Origin of the sequence: Vibrio sp. A1-1 (assembly GCF_021728175.1) — a bacterium.
GTDB classification, from domain to species: Bacteria; Pseudomonadota; Gammaproteobacteria; order Enterobacterales; family Vibrionaceae; genus Vibrio; species Vibrio diabolicus.
Genome location: NZ_JAKKCL010000019.1, coordinates 1 through 19,792, shown reverse-complemented (window position 1 = coordinate 19,792; position 19,792 = coordinate 1). Strand labels below are relative to the sequence as shown.

Here is a 19,792-nt window from a genome sequence, read left to right as displayed (position 1 = left end):
GCTCAAAAGCTTGGTTAATGGTGTTAAACTGACCAAGATTCCCCATCTTAAAAAGCGCGCTTAGAGGTCACAACATGGCACGAAAGCGCATAGCTGTACTTACTCTATCATCCGGCCAGCCACGGCTTATGCTTGCTGGTGTGGATGATGGCCAACTCCATATCATCGAATGCCAGCAATTAGAGCGCTCTTTAATGAGCCTCAAACTTACCTTGCCTAAGAAGCTAGAAAAGCTCAAAAAAGGCGGTTTTATTGTGCTGGTGGACGAGGTTACGCCCTATTTTGCGAAGTATGGGCGCGCCGTTCGCTTATCCGAGCCGGACGCAAAAGGCAGACCGATCATTGTGTCGGCAATGGAAGCCTATAACTATCTCTCATCCCTAAATGCTATCACCTACCCGCCTAATGCTGGTGGCCGTTATGAAGTGTCGCCGTCCATCGTGGAAGAAGTACGGGGAACAGATGGCAAGCCAATGTACAACATCGACTGGTCAGAACTGCGCCCTGATACCTACGCGCTGATGTTTGTGGTCTATGCGGCCACACAAGACAACCTTAGCGACACGGTAACGCTTAAGAGCTTGTTTGGCATGTTACGCAAGCCCAAGAAAGAGCCGGAAATGGCCTCGCGCGCGTTTGGACTGTTTAAGGCTAAAACGGGGCTAATCGCAGACGGTAAGTATCGTATGGGTGGCGATAATGAGTAAGTTATCCCGCCTCTCAGCAGAGAACATCGAGGACGATATTCTACGGGCACATTTCTTTGCCATCGTCATGGAATACGTCAACCGTTCGGGCAATACCGAGCTGTTTGAGTACACCATTCGACTTGATGAAACCTACCGTGCCGATCTGGCCTCTTATCGCGCCTATGGCACGGTTGAGCTTGATTGGCTAGTGAGTCTGGTTTGTGACGTAGATGACCCAATGAATCCGCTACCCGTTGGCCAAACTATCAAACTGCCACCAGCAGCGTGGGTGCGCCGCTCTATGCGTCAATTCATGGACGAAATGGGGCTGTAACCTATGCCGAAGAAGTTTGAAGCGGAAAAACGGGATAACGGCTCATTTGCCAGCCTTGGCCTCAATGAAAAGCAGTTCAACCAGCTATTCAACAAGATTGAACAGGCGCAAAAGAAAAACCGCCGCAATGCTAAGCGAACGCTGACCGCCTCAACGCTGACCAAACCAACGAACAAGGCGTTAAAGGCGCTAGGCGAAAAGGCTAAAGGGCAACGGTTTACCAAAGAAGACCTGATCAAGTTCGACAAGGCTCGCCAGCGACACAAAGAGATCTATGACAGCAAGACGGCGGGTATCACCTACGCCTTTTTGGTGAAGAACTCGCGTCAAATCGACGTAGACCGTGCAAACAACCGTGTCGATGACGGTACAGGCATTCACAAGGCCACGATGTTCGGTATTAAGAACAATATCGCGCTGATTCGTGTCCGAGCCTCAAGCGTATCGAAACATGAGGAACACCGAGTAAAGGTGCGTTTTGAGCAGTGGGATGAACTACTACACGAACCGCCTAATGGGGATTACAACCAAGCGGTGCAACTGGCGTGTGCTGGCCGTATTTCCTTTGATTGCGACTGTGGCCGTCACCAGTATTGGTATCGATACTTGGCCACTATGGGTAACTACTGCATAGCGCCGCCTAAAGAGTTTGCGTTCCCGAAAATCCGAAACCCTGAATTGTCCGGTGTGGCATGTAAACACGTTCTCAAGGCAACAACCATGCTGCAATCGCTGGCATGGCAACGCATCTTGGCCAACCAAATGAAGCAGCAAGCGCGCCGTGTTGGTTTTGGCTCAGATAACAAAACGTACTTGCTCAACGAACGCGAGAAGAAAGCTGCCGCACGTAACCGTAAAACGGTGGTGGATAAGGCCGCCGCTACGCGCGAACACGCGAAATATCTACGCGCTCAGAAAGCAATGGAAAAACAGATCGCCAAACAGAAACGGGAAAGCGAAACCATCAAGCGCCAAGCGCGCAAACTGCGTAAGGAGTCCAACGAGAAGAAAGGTTATATCGATATGATTAAGGTCGGCTTCCAGAACTTCCATGACGGCTACAAGCTGCAAGGAAAGACTAAGGGTGAAGCGCTGGCCGACTTCGCAAAATTGATGAACGTAACACCAAGCAAATTAGAGAGAATCATCAAGTGAGTGACGTAGTTAAACCTGTAGTAAGAAAGGCTCGATACCAAGGCCATGAGCCCTTTAATCGCGTTTTAAGGGAAGATTGGATTAAGGCTATCAAACTATCACCTGATCACTTTGAAGCGTCCCTGTATCGCCCTGTTGAGCCAGAATCGGCACCAACGGATGATAATTACCAAAGCGAGTCAGTATTAGAGCTCGAAACCAACCAAGACACGCTCACTTATAGCGATCCCGAGCTGGTGGCCGTGTTGGATTGTCCAGATGAGCAAGAGAACTTTTTCATGATGGACGATGGCGACGAAAACCTTGGCGAGTCCTTAGAGCCGCTAATGCTGCGTATTGCTTCGCACCATGTTCCTATCGGTAGTGTACTGGAATGGGATGAAGAAACCGCCGAGGGATTACGAACCGTGTGGTGGTATGTACACAAGGCCGTTGGCTATGGTACGGCGAACGTGGGCGTGATTTATATCTGCATACCAATGCGTGATTTTAACCAGCCACCAGCGAACTTACCGGAATTACCGGATAGTTCGATTGAGCCAGAGCCGGAGGAAGATTTCTTACCAGAACCGGAAGAAAACTTACAAGACGGTGAAGTGATCGAGCTTTAACGTTCATGTCAGCCCTATTCCAACCCATCCTTAAAGCGCCGCTTCAATCATGGAGTGAGCTTGACCCCATCTTAAACGCCTTGTTATATGCTTGTACTGTGCCTATATTTTAGGCGCACATACAATACGCATAGGTTACTTTCTTGAGAAACGCATATAGTACGCAAGCGCCAAAGGAAAAGGCACTTGAGAAAGAAGTGAGTCAACGCCTGAAAGCTGAATGGTTAGAGCAAAATGCTGATGCCATTAATGCTTGCAACGAGCTAACTGAAAACCACGGACTATTTTCTGATTCTTACCGAGCATTCTAATGCCACCCTAAACATCAAACGCAACGCAATTGGCTTGTTTATAGCGTTTATAAAAGAAAGAGTCGCCTCTCCGGCGACTCTTTTCAGTCATATAATGATTACTTTAGTTTCAAGTATTTGGAATACTCAACACTAGAGGGTAGAGCCAATATATGACTGTGGTTGTGATAAGAAAATACTTAGGATCTGCTTTAACCCACTTAGAAAGAAAATAGATAATGAACGCAGACAAAACATCAAAAAAATGAGGCTCCCTGATGTCAAATATGATGTTCACTACAATTAAACTGATTATTATGCAGCCATATAATAATCGTTCTTTCTTTCCCTTTAACAGAGTAAAGCAAAGCACCAAGTATGATGCGACTGCAAACGTCCAGATTAAATATGACAACTGCTACACGCTCCACCAGCAGAGACACCTAAAGCACCACCTGCAACTACTCCAAACTGACCAGCTCCCATCAATGGACCCAATGCTCCACCAAGCGCTCCTGAGAATGCTCCAATCACAATAGGTCTAAGGCCAGCGCTAGGGTTCGAAGCTACAACTCCCATTCCGCCCAAGATTGCTCCACCAACAGCGCTAGGAATCCAAACGGCTAAAGGTGCAATCCTTTGATTCACATTTGCTTTTTTACCACCATAATCACGAGCCACAACGATGCCTCGTTCTTCTTTACCAACTACAGCGCCTTTAGAGTTTGCGACTACAAATCTGCCTGTAGTAACTACATACTCATTTGGATAAACAAGGTGAGTAGCATCTTTTAAGCTGACCACTTCAACAGGGTTTGACGATAGATTAACAAACGTGATCTGAGCTTTTTCTGTTTCAATGCAGTATGGGCTTTCACTAGGGATTTTATGGTGCTCTTTTGCCTTTACAATATTACAAAGAGGTGGATAGTCAGCCATTGCGAGAGTTGGTGTAATAGTGGAAAAGAGGAAGAAAAATATCAAAGTATAAATACGCATAAATACAGCCCTTGCTACTTAACTGACGCCAATGAAAATGATAATGATTTTTAATAGTGTGCTATTTACTCGAGAGTTAACGAGATGTATATGATGCGCATCACATTTATATGCGCCATTTTGATTATTTAGGGTTAATAGCGTCGAGGTGTATAATTTGCGCTCATATCAGCCCTAGTCCACCCCATCCTTAAAGCGCCACTCCAATTTTGGAGTGTGCATGACATTACAGACTAGCCGAAAGCAGGTGCCAGCCAGTGCCAAGCGCCTTAGTAGACTTGCACCTAACTGGTCATACGCGAATAACATTCTTAACTTTGGTTGCGGTAAGTTTCCCGACCTAACAGAAGAATACCTCACTAACTACCACAAGCAGATCATGACAGTCACTCACTATGACCCGAACTCGAAATCGTTAGACGTAGTAAACAATATTGCCGAAATTGACAGCTCAAAACGCCGTTTTTGCGTCATGTTATGCGCGAACGTACTTAACGTGTGCAAAGACCTAGACGCAGCGATCGCAGATATGGCCAAGATTGATTTTGATTGCGCGGTCATTCAAATCTATGAGGGCAACCGATCCGGTAAAGGCCGCAAAACGCGAGACGGCTACCAGCGCAATGAGCCAGTATCGGCTTACCTCCCTATCCTAACGAGCAACTTCCACAAGTTCGATGTGACCTTACACCGAAGCGATAAGTGCATCACTATCGTAAAAGGCCGTAAGTATTACGAGCTGGACGATTTGGAGGACTAATCATGCAACTGAATGAGACGTTCTTTGAAATCCCATGCGATGTAGTGACATTCGATGGCAAGGTGGAACACACAGAGCTAACCGACATCGATCGTGCGGTGGCTGCCTTTTTCCAGAACGTGCTTGATTCCTTAGTTGTGACTGACACTAAACGGCGAGAGAACAGTGAGTTTTCTCGCTTTGTTGGCCGTGATAAATCGAGAAAGATTTATTACGGCAACTTTACCGATCCAGTGTCATTCCTATCTAAGTTGACAGCCAAACTAGGTGACAAGGTGAAAGCAAACCGTAATGAGCTTTTGCCTGTTTGCTATATCACGCGCGATCCGGTGATTGGATTTGTTGATGGCGCGGAGTACGTCGATATTGCTGATTGTGGCGAACTAACCAATGAGCAAGATCAACCTTATGCCGTGGTTAATAAGTCCTTTGTCGCACTTACCTACCGCATTAATGCCCTAGCTTGGAACCAGTCTACCCTTAGCCGCCTAGCGCTAGGTTTAATCGTTTGGCTACGTCATACCAAGGGCAAGCGTAAGCACGTATTCAGAGCGAAAACCATGCTCGCTGATACTGAAATGGAAATCAGCATCGAGATACGTGGCCGTAAAGATGCGATGACCGAACCCGCCGAAGTAGACCATGAAAATACTCGCCTGTTTGCTTCCTCAATCTCTTTTGAAGTGATTGCAGAGGTTTATGAGGCCGAGTCGATCACTGTCCGTCAGGGCGCGATTGGTATGGGAGGCCGAGTCATTGAGTAATAAAGAATACTTTCTCGCCCAAAAAGTTGTCACCAACGAAAATGACATACCTATCGAGCACATTCATTCGTTTACCTACATTGAGTGCGCTTCGATGGACGGCAACAAGCTGGTTATGGAAATCATGGATCAGGCTGCCGTTTATCGGGATGACTACGGGATTAAGCGCGGTTCAGAGATAGAGGTCACGATGGCCGATGTGAACGAACGAGGCGATCAGGTTTGGATTGAAAAATTCATTGTGGCCAAGTCCACCAGCGCTGACGGCATGCTAACGGTTCAAGCGTTCCAAAAGGATGCGCACCTACTTAAAGAGCCAGTCACAACGCCTCGATTCTTTGTCGAAATGCAGCCTAGAGACATTCTGGCCGAGCTATTACCCGACCTAAAAATCGAATGTGACAGCTTTGAACGTGGCGCTACGTACCATTTAAACGCTGGTGGCACTAAGTCTCGCCTAATTCGAACAATGGCCAGAGATTACGGCTCAGCGGCGTTTATCTGCCGTGGTGTTATGCACTTTAAGTCGCTCAAGAACATGGATATGAGCGAGCAATTCAAGCTGGAACAGTCGAATCCAGAGGAAGCAGAGCACAGCATTGCGAACTACTCCATTATCGGAGAGGAAGCCCTGTTTGAGCGCGTTCTTAACCGTAACTATGCCTCTTGGGATACCGTCGAGGGCTTCCAAGGCGGTAAACGTTCGGGCGCTATGGTTATGGTTAGCGTTCCACAAGCCAAGGCGCTGAATAATCAACACATGGCCATCATCCCTATTTTGGATGTGGAGCTCACCGGAAATACTGCCTTTACGCCTCTTTCGGTGTGCTCAGTGCTATTCCATAAACGGCTACCCGCTACCGAGCTGGATGAATCCATGCCAGAGAAACAAATCATGAACCGTGTCGCCCATTGCCAACGTGGGAACCGGTATCAGTGTCGTATCGAGTTAGGAGTGCGAAATCTATGAGTGATTCGTCAGAGAACAGAACACGCACCAACGTCACTAACCGCTTGTTTGGTAGCTATCAGGCCGAGGTGGTTAATCCTGTCCATCCGAAAGGCTTGTACATGGTATCCGTTCGCTTGCTTGGCTATTGGGATGCTATCCCCGATAAAGATCTCCCCTTTGCCGAGTTTCTACTGCCATTAGGTGCAAAACCGAGTTGTGGCCAAGTCGTGCCAGTGGAAAAAGGCGATCTGGTTTGGGTGGATTTTCCTCGCAATGGCGATACCCGTTATCCCCGTATTACCGGATCGCTTTACTACGCGCCTAACTACGAATCGTACCTACCAAGCGAGGTGAACGGCGAAGCCTATCAGCCTAAACGAGCCGAGGGTGAACCCGAGCCACCAGCCTATGACCGCAAAGATGCGCTCTTTGTGCGATTTGGTTTGCGCGAGCTCATCACGCATCAAGGCGGCTACTCAGTAACGCATACCCAAAGCGGCACGGCCATTGAAATCACACCAGATGGCCAATGTGTTATCCACGTCGAGGGCAATGCATTTCGCAGCTCAACAGGGAGCACATTGGAGCAAGTCGGTGGCGCACTAACTATCAAAGTGAAAGGCGATGCAAACATCGAGGCGGGTGGTAATGCGACCGTTAAAGCGTCCGGTAAAGCCAACCTAGAGGGCAATGAAGTGACCATTAAAGCGAGTGGTAACGTCAATATCGACGCTGGTGGCCAGTTCGCTGTTAAAGCTGCCGCAGCTCCATTTACATTAGGGTAATGCACTATGCCAGCCGTAGGAATTGTAGGGAGTGTAGATAGTGGTCATGGTGGCTTTAGTCCAGGTGTTTTTGTTACTGGTCGGCCACTACTGACCGTGAATGGAATCAATGTATTAGGTACGGGTGATATATCCGTCATGCACGTAAAACCAGATAACCCGCCGCACGTTGGCGTTATTACTGGTAGTTCAAAACTTACTGTTAATGGCGTTCCGGTCGCCGTGGTAGGCGATGCCCTTGGGTGTGGCGCTACGCTGGTGAACGGTAACGACTTGATGACGATTGATTGAGGCAATTTGATGTTAGACACACAAGAGCAAATCGAGCAGTTTCGCCAGTTTTTAGACTTAGGCGGCCTCAAGGAAGCGGAGAACCTTACCCGAGGCAAATCCCTTAAGGTGAATCAGAGAAGCTATCAGGCTGCGTGAGCGAGGATATTGAGGACTACCAAGGCGCATCAAAGCTAGTCGCAACGCTTAAGGGCTTAAATGACTCAGTGAGCGCGACCGTGGCCACGTTAACGCAATGGAATGAGCACCTAGTGTTGATCACCGACCCAACCGACCTCGAACAAGTGTCTATTGGTGTGAACGTCAAACACAAGGTAGATGGCACAGAGGACAACGTACCCGCTCCGAGTATCTTGCCAATTACCAGCAAGGAAGAACTGAAAGCGCTTGAGGCAGTGATCAACGGTCTTTCTGGCCGTGTTGATGAAGCCGTGTCCCTAATGGCACAAATCAACGGCGCATTAACGCCACCAGCGCCACCAACGGGCGGTAGTGGTACGGGTGGCGGTGCAACCTTGCCGCCGCCAGTCTTACCGCCAGAGCTGGCCAACAAGGCCGATGCACTAAATGAGGTAATGGCTCCCCTTGCTGGTGGTGTGGCCAGCTCAAGCAAAGTGATTGAGGCAATGATCATTGCGTCAAAAGAGGAACGTACTTTAGCGCTGGACTACTTCACTAAGGCGATTTCGTTTACCATTTGTAGCAACCAGACGAAAAAAACGAGCATCAAAAACGCGACAGCGGAGGTATTTCCCCTGTAGAATGGTTTGGTATTTTGTAAATTTCCTATTCGTACTAAAAATTTAACAATATGAGCTATGCAATTAACCTTAACGCATACGAGCTATGCGGATTATTGTCGCTCCTTATCGTACTGGCGATTAACTTAGTTAAAGTCCGTAACGAGCTTAAAGCGACCAAGGCGCGCCTATCCTTTGTGGTACGCAAAAGCCTTAGCGTCGATGGCGAGTACATGTACGATGGATGCCGGATGAACGTGATATTTGATGCGGTACGATACAACGGAAATCAGTTTTACTTGATGCGCAACGATCAGGTAATGGCCAGCTTCCATGTAGAGCCGTATCGAGTAAGCCCTATTATTGATTACTTTAAATCAAACAAGATAGAGCCAGTTCAAAACCGACCATAATCCAAGTAAAGCCAGCGTTCGCGCTGGTTTTTTTTCTATGCGACAGGCAAAAAAAGCCGCGACAGTGAGATGGTTCGCGGCAAGTGCAGAAGCTAAATTACAGGCTTGTAAAGTTGAATGAAGTTAAAACACTCATCCAGTGTCAATGACCGCAGCTCGACTAGGACAACGAGCTGACCTAAATAATATATTTCCTATTCCGAACACAGTCAACCACTAACCCTATGTTAGTTAACTTGAGTTTGGAAATCCGAAAATGAAAAAAGTCTGTGTTATTGTTGGTCATAGCTTCAAAGATGGTGGCGCATACAATAAATCATTCGGAATTAATGAATACACATACAACCATCCCCTAGCCAGCTTATTGGCCGCCGAGCTACATAAGCGAGACATTCTTCCAGTGATCATGTATCGAGACACCTACTCACGGATGATCGGTGATGTGAACGAATCGGGCGCTGACTATGCCATCGAGTTACATTGTAACAGCGTGGCCAATAAGTCAGTTCAAGGTTCAGAGACATTGCATTGGCATAAGTCGGACAAGAGTCAAGCACTTGCTCAGCGCCTACAAAAAGCGGTGGCTGGACTTATCGGACAGCGTGATCGTGGCCTTAAGCCTATCTCGAACACTGGTACTGATACTCGCGGTTGGCGTTTCTTGATGAAAACCAAAATGCCAGCCGTGATTTTGGAGCCGTTCTTTTTGTCTAACGACGAGTCGTTACAAAAGGGATTGGAACTGCGCGAAAAGCTAGCCGTAGCACTGGCAGAAGCGTTCGCAGAACACATTAAAGAGAGCAACTAATGATGGGACTAGCAAAAGTGTTTACAAGTAGTCTATTTAAGAGCGCCACCAGCGAGAAAGTAGGTGGCATTATCCACGAACTGACCGAGTTTGGTGATCGTGTGTTTACCAGTGACGAAGAACGCAAAGAGTTTGCCTACAAACTGGCAGAGCTTGAAGCGGCCAGCTCTAACACATTGGTACGTACTGGACGCGCCGCTATGATGTGGAGCATCGCGCTGGTGGTCATTTATCAACTCATTGTTCGTGACTTTTTGGCCGTTTTCTATGGAGTTGAGCTTCCAAGCTTAGAGACTGACACACAAGAGCTACTAAGCAACGTGTTCGGCTTTTTGGCAGGAACCCTATAACAACTGAAAATTTTTTAAAATTTTTTTAGATGCCCTTTCCTATCCCCTTTTCTCTCAACAAAAACACACGATCAACGACATAGAAATCCCCTGTCGTTACCATTCCCACAAAAGCGCACAAAAAGACACAAATTCATTATATAACAATAAGTTAAACGCAACTTTACCCCTGTTTTTTTCGCAATAAATCTTAATTACTATCCGAAATTGAGCGAATTTTTACCGCTTTTTTGCGGCTTAACGATTCCGAACACACTCAATTAATAACTAAGGTTTATTTACATGGCAGATAAACGTTCTAACTTCAACAAACGCATTGAGGCGATTCATTTAGGCGCTCAAGCAATGCGTAATCTGTGTATCGAATCCCAATTCGATTCACAAACAGGCATGTTTCTAACTGACGACAATTCTCGTGGCGCGGCTATTTTGTCAGCCATTGCGAATGAGCCTATGTTCGAGTCAGTGTCTCAAGAAACAGCGGTTGGCATCGTATCAGGCATGCAGTCTGCGGTACGTGAATACGAAAAGACTTACGGCCACCTACCTAGCGATGAGCTAATGGCATCAGCTCACGCAACTATGCGTAACATGATGACGCTAGAGGGCGCTAAGCGCGATGGCTCAACAGGCGCAATGATGCTTGAGTCTATCAACCAGTCTCTATCAACATCAGAGGGTGTTGAAATCCGCGCGAAAATGGTTGGCCTAGTGCTGCCTGTTCTTCTAGAAACAGCAACACTTGACGCTGTAACCATGATCCCAGCGGGTGCGAACGAAGTTGAGATCTTCAAAGTGTACCGCCGCACTGGCTCAAACTTTGGTGACTTCGCTGCGGGTACTGAAATCGACCAAGCAACGGTTGGCCAATACTCGTCTATGCGTCAGCGCTACAAGTTTGTCGCTGAACAGCAACCAGACGGCACTAAGACAACTCACGTCTTTGACTCTAAGACTGACCTACAACACACCAAGTTTGAAATCCCATTCACGAAGACATCTGTTTCCCTATTTATTAACCATAAACGTGTGGCTCGCGACCTAGACAGCAACGGTAGTCAAATAATGACAGGTACTCACAATGGTATGGTTATTAACTGTCAGATAGACCATGCAAAAGGCAAAGTTACCGTCACTCCAACATCAGCCCTATCAGCAGGGACGATTCTGCACATCGAGTTCGAAGTAGACATTGAAAGACGCCCTGACCTGATCCCAACTATCGATCACGACATGGACTCTCGCACGCTACGCCCACGTCAAAACGCAATCGCAGCAGACGCGACTATCCAAGCGATGTTCACAATGCAACGCGAGTTTGGCCAAGATCTGAAATCTCTACAGATGAGCCACATGCGCAACACATTGGCATCGGAAAAAGCGACTCGCCACCTAGTAGATATGGACTTTGCTTGTACGCGCGAAGAAACATTCAATATCTACGTAGCAGCTGGTGAAGATTGGCGTCTACATCGTGAACGTCTAAACGAAGTTCTTCTAAACGTTTCTACGAAGATCCTACAAGCGACTCGCACAACTGGCATGACAGGTATCTTTGCTGGTACTGGCGCGTCAACAATCCTTAAGTCTCTTGGTGCTCCGTATTTCGTTGCTCCGGCTAACTACCAACAGAAAAACGCTATCCACTACGCGGGTAAATTGTTCGGTATGTGGAAAGTGTTCGAGTGTCCGGTAGTTATCGGTACGAACGACATGCTTTGTTACGGTCGCGGTTCTTCTCACTCAGAAGCGGGTTACGTAGCGGGTGATGCGATCGCAGCAACCATGTACACACATCCAATCGGCAAAGGTCTAGTAGCGTCTAACACGCTATACGAATTGGCCTACGGCGAAATCCATCCATTCGACGGAGAAGACTACTTCTACCGTGTGAAACTTATCGACGAAGCTCCTGTAGCAGCAGCGGCATAAGGCAAGTAAGCGGCAGTCTTACGGGCTGCCGCTCTTGGGGGATTCGATGAAAGAAACGATCGTTTTAATCACCAACCACACACCAAAGGAAATCACGGTACAGGGTCACGTTATGCCGCCACTGGCCAAAGATCTCCCTCTCTCAGTTTTCAACGTGAACCGCTTCAAACACGAAGTGGAAGCGGCCTATCCAAACGGCCTCGTTTCGGTTCGCCTTGAGCCAACGGTTTTACCAGAAGTTCAAACGAAACCAGACACAGCCACCAGCGACAAAGGCACAGCGCTATCAGCACTTGAGCTAAGCGCAAGCGTTGAAAAAGCCCTGATTAACCACGGTGTGACAACGGTTGAGCAACTAACCGAAATGACGAAAGACAACGTGATTGCGGTGAAAGGTATTGCTCAAGCGGGTTTGCAAGAAATTGTAGACCAGCTTGCAGCACAGGATCTAACGCTGAAAGAGACAGAGAATGAGTAAGATTGAATTTTCAATGGATAACGTCTCACAAGTTGCGGTTGCGCCAATTAACGCTGACTCGACAACTAAGCAAGGCACTGGCTCTAACCAGCTAGTGTTTGGCGGTGTGATTGTGTCTCAAAAAGGTAAGCCGTTCGAGGTTATTCCGGTAACTGCGGCTAACTTCCTAGATAAGCTAGGTAAACCTTACCACTCAAGCCTTGGCAAACTGGCTGACGGCATGCGCGTTCTTGATGAAGCATTGCGCGGCGGTAATGGCTATGTGGTTCGTGTCGTACCAAAAACGGCAACCTATCCATCTATCAAGTTAACCAAACCAGCAGACGAAGTAACGATCACAAATGAAGCGATCAACTACTCGGCTGACCTGTCACTTGAAGATGGCGAATTTTTAGCGATCGCTATCAAAGACGGTGCTCAATCCGACAACCGCTCTATCACGCTTGCGAAAGCAGACGAAGCGACTTACGGCGCTGGCATGTTCACTCTTACCCTAGAGGAAGAACAGGCGGCTGGTGGCTCTGTAGTGCTAGAAGAATGGGTTGTATCCCTAGAGCCTACAGCAGTAGACCAAATGGGTAGCGCTGCGTTTATCGAGACTGTTCTTGAAGAACGTTCGCAGTACCTAACTTGTCGTATCGATGCAGAAGTAGCGAAACGCGAAGTTACTGCAATTGCTAAAACCAAATTCACTGGCGCAACCAACGGCAATATTAGCGACATTACGGCTGAAGATTACCAGAAAGCAGTGAAAGCACTACGCACTACCGTTTACAGCTACAACTACGTTTGTGGTTTGGGCTGCTACGAAACAGCGGTAATCACTGACCTAGCGCAAATCTGTAAAGACAAACGCATTTCTGGCTACTTCGATATTGATCCTCGCCTAACGCACGAAGCGGCATTGGAGTTCAAAAAAGGTCTGAACTTCAACAACCATCGCGCTTCATTCGTGCATATCCCTTACCAAGCTAAGTGTCGTTTCTACGGCAACATGGCGGTATGGGGCGGCTCGGGTATCGGCTTTGCAGCTAAAGCGCTTGGCGTTGCTAAGACCTCTCCGGTCGGCGGTTGGCACTACACACCAGCAGGTGTTGAACGTGCTGTTATCCAACGTACTGGCCTAAAACCAATCCAAGGTGCTGGCGAGCCTAACTACCAAGAAATGTACAAGGCACGTCTAAACAAACTAGGCACAGACGAAAACGGCAACCTGTTTATTGATGACTCCCTAACGGCATCTGCGGCTGAAAACTACCTACGTTTTGAGCAAGTCGTGTCTATTGCTGACGCTATCTCACGCGACTTCTACGCACTAGGTAATCGCCTAAAACACCAACCTGACGGTGCAACGCTTGAGGGTCTAACTGACGGCATGGCCAGCATCCTAGAGGGCTATGAAGCCGTTGGTGCGCTAGTGACACCTCGTAATCCAAACCAAGACGGCGAAAGCGCTTGGACACTGGAAATCAAGCAAGTCGAAATCGACTACTGGAAAGTCACTTGGTCGTTCTGTCCAACTGGCTCAGCGCGTCGAATCCTTGGTGAACCTGTACTAATCCGTTAATCAACAAAAGAGCAAGAATAGAATGAAATCAATGTTTTCTGAGGGTTCTGTTCTTGCTCGCCCATTTGTGATGCCACAAGTGGCCGAGCAGGAACAAACTGAAACTGCATTTTTTGAGTCTGTAACAGAAGACCAACTTCTTGAGTCAATCAACCGTGCATCAACCATCATGGCTCGCCAAGACGCAGCAGCGGCTTGTGTTCAGTGGGTTAACGGTGGTGACAGCTCAATCGACAACCTAGACGCAATGCTATTTGGCATGGCTGGTGGCGATGACGATGCAGAGCTAACCGATGGCCAAGCAGCACTATACGAATCGCTACAAGAAGCGGCTAGCGAGTTCATTGCTCAAGTTGGCCAGCCAAAAGAGGGCGACATGCTAGAAGCTCTGGAAGATCCAGAAGCAGCAGATCGCATCTTTGAATCCCTAGAGCGTGGCCTAGACAACGTGGACTCAGACGAAGCGATTGCAGAGTTCGCCGTTCGTGAATCCATGATGCTTGAAGCGCTTAAGAAAGTGATCCGTGACGGCAAGGTAACTTACATCAAAACCAATCGCCGTAAGCGCCGTATGAGTGCAGCACAAAAAGCAGCACTTAAGAAAGCGCGCGCGAAAGCTCACAGCTCAGCGGCTAAAGCAGCTCGCAAAAAGTCTAACCGCATGCGCGATTCTCGCGGTATGGACAAGTAAGGGTAAGCAATGGCTGTTATTGTCGGCGTACCTAATGATGATGGCGTGTCTATCCACAATAAATGCGCCATTACACAAGTCATAGGCGGTCAAGAGGTTACGGTCATTGGTTACATGACTGATGAGTGTCAGCTTGCCTTTAGAGCGATATGGGAAGCGCCGTTTGAGGGCGATTCCGTGGGTAACATCAATGCCCTAGATAAAACGTCCTCAGTCGCGCAAACCGTGTCGGATAAGACGAGTAAAACACTATGGAACAGTCAGCAAGTTTGGCAAGGAAACGAACCGCCAGAAATCACAGCAACGCTGAAATTTGTCGCGTTCACCAATGCCAAATCAGAGGTTAATGATCCCATTAAATACCTGGCTCAGATGATCAGTCCCGAGCTCCAAAATACTGTTCCAGTCAGTTCCGATGGCCTTGGTGGCCGTGTTCCAAATGATGCGAGATTCAAGATTGGCAAAGCGCTCAATCTACCTATGCGTATTAGCGAGGTGAGTTATGACATTAACGCCCCTAAGACGCGAGACGGCAATTTCGCTTACAACACGGTAACTATTACCGCCGCTCCTAAGCAAATGATTAATCAGTCACAGATTCCAAACCACTTCCAATAGAATAGGTGTAATTATGGCCGGAGCATTTAACGCAAAAGGCGATATGAATTTCTTGAAACAGAAATTCACTAAGAACGTCCAAGCTGGCGAAAAGATGATGGGTACAGAGTTCGAAATGAAAATCGAAGAATACCCAAATATCAGCGTTTTGGTTCGTTCTACTCAGTTTCCAGCAATGGGTCGTGCAGACGTAGAAGATTTTGGCCAAATGGGCTTGGGCTACATCCAAAATGGTGCGCTTGAGAACAAAGGCGAAATCGCGGTGACGTGCGTAGAAACGATCACAGGTACAGTGCTAGAAATGCTACGTGAGATCGTTCGTGAAAAGAAAATGGTCACTGTCGTTATCGAGTCTACGCCAGAATCAACTAAGGGTAAGGGTGCAGCCTCGCATCGATTCCGTTTGGAGCACGTAAAAGTACGTTCAGACGTGATCGACCTATCGACAGAAGATTCAGCAGCACTTGTTAAGCCAGCTATCACACTGCAATACAACTGGGTAGATTTCTAATCGCCAACCAGTCCTATTCTATTCCCTACAAAAAGGCCGCCAGTTTGGCGGCTTTTTTGATGCTCTTAAGCTTTGGTTAGCCTATCTTTCAAGTCGGCTGGTGCAATGTAGGTATTCTCGTTGCCATCCTTTGATTTGAACAGCAATTTCAGCTCCACCAGCTTCTCAAGATACTTGCGCGCAGAGGTATGAGACACGTCAAAATCAGACTGAATTTCCTTAACTGAAAAGACACGTCCGGCTGTTTCTAATCCCTTGGCCAGAATCACAATGTGCGGCAGCTTCAACACATCCTTAAGCTTGGAGTCGTCTAGCAGCTCGCGCACCTCTCTCGTATCTTCAATTTTAGATTTGATGTACTCGTTAAAGCGCTCAATCGCCTTAATGATGACCGTTAACTGGTAGTCCACAAAGTGCGTTAAGTCGTTGTCGTCCGTTTCGGTGTAAACGTAGCTTCTAACGTACTTGGTTGACGCGAGTTTTAGTGGAGCAGAGATCGAGACGTACTTAAAGTTCTCATAACCATGCTTAAGGATGAACCAATAGAAAAGCGCCCTAGCCGTTCTCCCGTTGCCGTCCATGAATGGATGTATGTAGCCAATCATAAAGTGCAGAATACAACCCTTAACGATTGGGTTAATAAAATTGGTGCTGGTGGTATGGTCGGTATTAGCGAAGTCACATAGTTGCTCGATGAGCTTCAAAACGTGCTCATGTTCGGGCGCTTCGTGAACAATATCGCCAGTGGCCACGTCTCTAACCATGACCGCATCCGTTCTGTATTGGCCAGCAACGTGCTCATTCTCTAACACGCCATCGGTGGCAATGTCATTAAACCCGCTAATCAATTCTGGTGTGAGCTCTACATCCTTAAGATCATCGGCCATCATGATCAAACGCCAGTTATTGATAATCATACGTTCGGAGTCATCTTTAGGCTCACGTTCTGTTTCAAGCATTTCCTTAGCGACTTTACGCGTTGTGGCCGCTCCCTCCAATTGGGCGCTGCTAATGGCTTCTTCCATGATCACGCTTTTCACTAGGTGCGCCTTTTTATCTTGCGCAGATAGCGGCAAATCTTCTAATTTGAGCTGTTTATCGATACGGAATAGCTTAGCGTCGAGACTGGCGGCACTAAGTTGGAACGGATTGCCCTTTTCATCAACAAGCGAAATGTCGTTAAGGCTACGTCTAATTTTTAGGGCATGCCAAGCATAGTTCTTTTGGTCGCGTTTAAACTCTTTTGAACGGTACTGAAAGTCATTCCAATGCAAGTAGTTACCGCTACTGTCAAACCCGTATTTAATTGGGTCTAGCTTGTCGATTAACTCTACTACTTTAATGAAATCAGTGGGTTTTGCTGGTGGGACGCTAACTCCCGCAATCTTTCTGCTCATCTCGTGAAACTTTTTTTAAATGTTTAATGAATCCAGTATTGCACACAGGCAGTGAGAGTCAATCGCTTATCTATCTAAGAATTGTAAGAGGTGTAATGCTTTGCTGAATACTTTCAATAGTACAGTTGCTCCCTTAACTGCCATCCCGAGCAATCAATATTTGATGCCAGTGACCAACTGATCTGCTCCATCCAGACTGGACACTTCATTAAGCGACATTTTGTTGTTCAAAGTTAACTGGGCTTAGATACCCAAGAGCACTGTGCCTTCTCATCCGATTATAATCAACCTCTATATACTCGAAGATCGTTTGGCGCATCTGGTCTCTCGTCATAATGGGCTCATATTGGATCGCTTCCACTTTCATAGAAAGGAAGAAGCTCTCACTCAACACAAGCATTGTCCCAGCAATTTCCTTTCCTACTCATACTTTCTTCTAGATTATAAGCAGTTATGAGATCTCGATAATCTTTTGAGCAGTACTGACTACCTCGATCACTATGAACGATAACCTGCTCGGGGAATCCGCGACGGAACAACGCCATTGATAGCGCATCACAGACCAGCGTAGCCTTCATTCTGGTATCCATAGACCATCCAATTACTTGTCTTGAGTAAAGGTCAATAATTACCGCCAAGTACAGCCAGCTTTCGCTTGTCGCTATATATTTAATTTGTCTTTTAATTCTTCAACAGGTATTGGGGGGCTTAGATAGAAACCTTGGGCTTGTTCACAGCCTAACTCTTCAAGAATTCGTAACTGGTGATCGGTTTCTACTCCTTCCGCAACGACTTGAATTCCGAACCCTTTTGCAATGTCGATAATCCCTGAAGTGATCGCTCTTGAACGATAATCAACCGCAATATCTTTGATGAAACCACGATCTATCTTGATTTCATCGACGTCGAGTCTATTGAAAATTCTAAATGAGGTATAACCGACCCCAAAGTCATCGATAGAGAACGCTACACCACACCTTTTCATTTTTGTTACTAGGCTTGCACACTTTTCTATATTCTTAAGTGAGGCTGTCTCTGTGATTTCAAGGCATAGGTATTTTGAAAGTTCAGTGTCTTGATTTAGCTGATACTCAATTTGATGAATACCCTCAGTGCTATTTAGCTCAGTCGCTGAAATATTTACAGATACGCTTTGGATGACACGGCCTAGGAGCTGAGCTTCTTTAAGTTGCTTTGATGCTTGCTTGATTACTAGCTTCGTTAAAGCGCTACTAAGATTATTTTCTTCTGCCAGCGTGACAAATACTGATGGAGATATATCTCCGTATTGAGAGTGGGTCCAGCGAGATAGCACTTCAACTCCCGTCATTCTCTTGTCTTTTAGGCGATATTTTGGTTGAAAGACTATCTGTATTTGCTCTTCTTGAATCGCATGACGCAACTCTATAATCATGCGTTGTTTTTGGAAATCTTCTTCAGCGAGTTTTTTGTCGTGGTATCGGATAGTATTTTTTGTTTTTTTTGCCTGAGCTAGAGCATATTTTGCCGACGACATGAGTTGCTTGACACTCTCTCCATCATACGGGTAGAAGGCCACACCAATAGAGCATGTCACATCAATTTCATGATTTTTTGCATGTTGATTAAACTGCTTTTGAACGCGAGCTAAGTGCAGAGCTATTTGATTTTCATCATGCATTCTTACCAAACAAGCAAACCCATCAGAGTGTATTCGTGATGAGAGAAGAGGAAAGACCGTATGAGAGTCAATAGATTGTGCGATATCCTTTAAAAACTGACTACTTTTCGTAAAACCGAGGCGATCGGCTATGGGTTTAAAGTTATCAATATCAAGAAGAAAAAGAACGTAGTGCTCATCTTCTTTGGCATTTTGGATTTTTTGTTCTAGGCAGCGAAAAAATACCAAAGGGCTGTGTAAACCTGTTACAGAGTCAATGTCATTCGCCTGTTCAAGTTCTCGATTGTTCTTTTTTACCAGTCCCCACAGCAATAAAGATGTGACCACTATAAATAACATTCCCTTCAGTGATTGAACCAAGGTATAGACTTGTGTATTGCTCGATAGGAGTTCTACTGCTTTATCTGACAACCAAACCCATAGCGACGCAAACACAAAGTAGGTAAAAACGAACTTAGTGGAGGATTTTATATCTCTTTTCATATTTACCACAGTATTATTATTAGAAGTGGACCCCAATGGTTGGACACATAAGCTAATTCCTTAAGTGGTTGATCCAGCTCATGCTGCGTATCTCTGCCTGCCGAAGTAGGCTTCATCAGGGGTAAGGTTATTGAGTCCCTGATGGTTACGCTCCTCATTATAAAACACCATGTAGTGACCGATTTCAAGCTCGGCTTCACGAGGTGTGGTATAGGCTTTTAAGTAAATCCCCTCATATTTCAGGCTTCGCCATAATCGTTCGATGAAAACATTGTCGATCCAACGACCTTTCCCATCCATGATGATCCGTACATTATGGTCGATCAACTTCTGTGTGAACTCAGTGCTGGTAAACTGACTGCCTTGATCTGAATTGGAGATATCGGGCCGAGATTTCGCAGCCAATTTAGGAATAAACTGCTTCATACAGAACACCAAGAAGCTTAAGCAGCCGAGTCTGATGCTCTTGAACACCCGTTATGAAGCTTTGGCCGCCAAATTCGAGTGTGTCGAT

At 46.7% G+C, this 19,792-nt stretch carries 24 protein-coding genes and 2 pseudogenes; 21 read left to right on the top strand and 5 right to left on the bottom strand.

The genetic code is table 11. From position 1 onward, the window contains the following. The first annotated feature begins 74 nt into the window (after positions 1 to 74). From L3V30_RS20705 to L3V30_RS20685, 5 genes are all read left to right on the top strand, one after another. Positions 75 to 707, top strand: coding sequence for a hypothetical protein (locus L3V30_RS20705; protein ID WP_237309715.1), 633 nt, complete (start codon positions 75 to 77; stop codon positions 705 to 707). Then, the gene (locus tag L3V30_RS20700) at positions 700 to 1,023 is read left to right on the top strand and encodes a hypothetical protein (protein WP_074518809.1); all 324 of its coding nucleotides are present in this window, start codon (positions 700 to 702) and stop codon (positions 1,021 to 1,023) included. The genes L3V30_RS20705 and L3V30_RS20700 overlap by 8 nt, the downstream gene beginning before the upstream one ends. A 3-nt stretch (positions 1,024 to 1,026) precedes the next feature. After that, entirely contained in the window at positions 1,027 to 2,178 is a 1,152-nt protein-coding gene (locus L3V30_RS20695) for a phage tail protein (RefSeq protein WP_237309714.1), read from the top strand. Next, positions 2,175 to 2,789, top strand: a complete 615-nt coding sequence (locus L3V30_RS20690; protein WP_140084746.1) for a hypothetical protein — start codon at positions 2,175 to 2,177, stop codon at positions 2,787 to 2,789. The genes L3V30_RS20695 and L3V30_RS20690 overlap by 4 nt, the downstream gene beginning before the upstream one ends. A 143-nt stretch (positions 2,790 to 2,932) precedes the next feature. Next, a complete protein-coding gene (locus L3V30_RS20685; RefSeq protein ID WP_069497722.1) occupies positions 2,933 to 3,100 on the top strand; it encodes a type II toxin-antitoxin system CcdA family antitoxin in 168 nt (55 codons plus the stop codon). A 381-nt stretch (positions 3,101 to 3,481) separates the two neighbouring features. On the opposite strand, the gene L3V30_RS20680 is transcribed toward L3V30_RS20685, so the two are convergent. Then, positions 3,482 to 4,078, bottom strand: a complete 597-nt coding sequence (locus tag L3V30_RS20680; protein WP_237309713.1) for a hypothetical protein — start codon at positions 4,076 to 4,078, stop codon at positions 3,482 to 3,484. Positions 4,079 to 4,298: 220 nt separating this feature from the next. On the opposite strand from L3V30_RS20680, the gene L3V30_RS20675 reads away from it, so the two are divergent. The 16 genes from L3V30_RS20675 to L3V30_RS20605 all read left to right on the top strand — a co-directional run bounded on the left by L3V30_RS20675 (position 4,299) and on the right by L3V30_RS20605 (position 15,738). Further along, a complete protein-coding gene (locus tag L3V30_RS20675; RefSeq protein ID WP_237309712.1) occupies positions 4,299 to 4,838 on the top strand; it encodes a hypothetical protein in 540 nt (179 codons plus the stop codon). Between the two features lie 2 nt (positions 4,839 to 4,840). Continuing rightward, entirely contained in the window at positions 4,841 to 5,602 is a 762-nt protein-coding gene (locus L3V30_RS20670; RefSeq protein ID WP_237309711.1) for a hypothetical protein, read from the top strand. After that, a complete protein-coding gene (locus L3V30_RS20665; protein ID WP_237309709.1) occupies positions 5,595 to 6,572 on the top strand; it encodes a hypothetical protein in 978 nt (325 codons plus the stop codon). The genes L3V30_RS20670 and L3V30_RS20665 overlap by 8 nt, the downstream gene beginning before the upstream one ends. After that, a complete protein-coding gene (locus L3V30_RS20660) occupies positions 6,569 to 7,339 on the top strand; it encodes a hypothetical protein (protein ID WP_237309707.1) in 771 nt (256 codons plus the stop codon). The genes L3V30_RS20665 and L3V30_RS20660 overlap by 4 nt, the downstream gene beginning before the upstream one ends. A gap of 6 nt (positions 7,340 to 7,345) precedes the next feature. Next, positions 7,346 to 7,630, top strand: a complete 285-nt coding sequence (locus L3V30_RS20655) for a PAAR domain-containing protein (RefSeq protein WP_140084749.1) — start codon at positions 7,346 to 7,348, stop codon at positions 7,628 to 7,630. A gap of 9 nt (positions 7,631 to 7,639) precedes the next feature. Further along, the gene (locus tag L3V30_RS23985) at positions 7,640 to 7,768 is read left to right on the top strand and encodes a hypothetical protein (protein WP_267136964.1); all 129 of its coding nucleotides are present in this window, start codon (positions 7,640 to 7,642) and stop codon (positions 7,766 to 7,768) included. Continuing rightward, entirely contained in the window at positions 7,765 to 8,391 is a 627-nt protein-coding gene (locus tag L3V30_RS20650) for a hypothetical protein (protein WP_237309705.1), read from the top strand. Before L3V30_RS23985 ends, L3V30_RS20650 begins: the two co-directional genes overlap by 4 nt. Positions 8,392 to 8,441: 50 nt before the next feature. Then, positions 8,442 to 8,783 (top strand): hypothetical protein, encoded by a 342-nt coding sequence (locus L3V30_RS20645; RefSeq protein WP_237309703.1) that lies wholly within the window; start codon positions 8,442 to 8,444, stop codon positions 8,781 to 8,783. A gap of 256 nt (positions 8,784 to 9,039) precedes the next feature. After that, positions 9,040 to 9,591 carry an N-acetylmuramoyl-L-alanine amidase gene (locus L3V30_RS20640; RefSeq protein ID WP_237309701.1) on the top strand — a complete coding sequence of 184 codons (552 nt, stop codon included), beginning with the start codon at positions 9,040 to 9,042 and terminating at the stop codon, positions 9,589 to 9,591. Further along, a complete protein-coding gene (locus L3V30_RS20635) occupies positions 9,591 to 9,941 on the top strand; it encodes a hypothetical protein (RefSeq protein ID WP_042522741.1) in 351 nt (116 codons plus the stop codon). Before L3V30_RS20640 ends, L3V30_RS20635 begins: the two co-directional genes overlap by 1 nt. A 282-nt stretch (positions 9,942 to 10,223) precedes the next feature. Beyond that, the gene (locus tag L3V30_RS20630) at positions 10,224 to 11,873 is read left to right on the top strand and encodes a hypothetical protein (RefSeq protein WP_237309699.1); all 1,650 of its coding nucleotides are present in this window, start codon (positions 10,224 to 10,226) and stop codon (positions 11,871 to 11,873) included. A 46-nt stretch (positions 11,874 to 11,919) separates the two neighbouring features. Beyond that, positions 11,920 to 12,351 (top strand): DNA-directed RNA polymerase subunit alpha C-terminal domain-containing protein, encoded by a 432-nt coding sequence (locus L3V30_RS20625; RefSeq protein ID WP_237309697.1) that lies wholly within the window; start codon positions 11,920 to 11,922, stop codon positions 12,349 to 12,351. After that, the gene (locus tag L3V30_RS20620) at positions 12,344 to 13,918 is read left to right on the top strand and encodes a hypothetical protein (RefSeq protein ID WP_237309695.1); all 1,575 of its coding nucleotides are present in this window, start codon (positions 12,344 to 12,346) and stop codon (positions 13,916 to 13,918) included. Before L3V30_RS20625 ends, L3V30_RS20620 begins: the two co-directional genes overlap by 8 nt. A 22-nt stretch (positions 13,919 to 13,940) precedes the next feature. Beyond that, on the top strand, positions 13,941 to 14,609 hold the full coding sequence (locus tag L3V30_RS20615) for a hypothetical protein (protein WP_024703854.1): 669 nt from the start codon (positions 13,941 to 13,943) through the stop codon (positions 14,607 to 14,609). Between the two features lie 9 nt (positions 14,610 to 14,618). Continuing rightward, positions 14,619 to 15,227 (top strand): hypothetical protein, encoded by a 609-nt coding sequence (locus L3V30_RS20610; RefSeq protein ID WP_033905450.1) that lies wholly within the window; start codon positions 14,619 to 14,621, stop codon positions 15,225 to 15,227. A 13-nt stretch (positions 15,228 to 15,240) separates the two neighbouring features. After that, entirely contained in the window at positions 15,241 to 15,738 is a 498-nt protein-coding gene (locus tag L3V30_RS20605) for a hypothetical protein (protein ID WP_237309693.1), read from the top strand. Positions 15,739 to 15,803: 65 nt separating this feature from the next. Here L3V30_RS20605 and L3V30_RS20600 read toward each other — a convergent pair whose 3' ends face one another. The 4 genes and pseudogenes from L3V30_RS20600 to L3V30_RS20585 form a co-directional block, all read right to left on the bottom strand. Then, positions 15,804 to 17,135: a Fic family protein gene (locus tag L3V30_RS20600; protein ID WP_237309691.1), complete on the bottom strand. Its 1,332-nt coding sequence runs from the start codon at positions 17,133 to 17,135 to the stop codon at positions 15,804 to 15,806. A 208-nt stretch (positions 17,136 to 17,343) separates the two neighbouring features. After that, positions 17,344 to 17,803: pseudogene (locus L3V30_RS20595) on the bottom strand (IS3 family transposase); the annotation flags it as partial. Continuing rightward, a complete protein-coding gene (locus L3V30_RS20590; protein ID WP_237309689.1) occupies positions 17,797 to 19,278 on the bottom strand; it encodes a bifunctional diguanylate cyclase/phosphodiesterase in 1,482 nt (493 codons plus the stop codon). The pseudogene L3V30_RS20595 and the gene L3V30_RS20590, both read right to left, overlap by 7 nt. A gap of 78 nt (positions 19,279 to 19,356) precedes the next feature. Continuing rightward, positions 19,357 to 19,665: pseudogene (locus tag L3V30_RS20585) on the bottom strand (integrase core domain-containing protein); the annotation flags it as partial. Positions 19,666 to 19,792 lie beyond the last annotated feature (127 nt).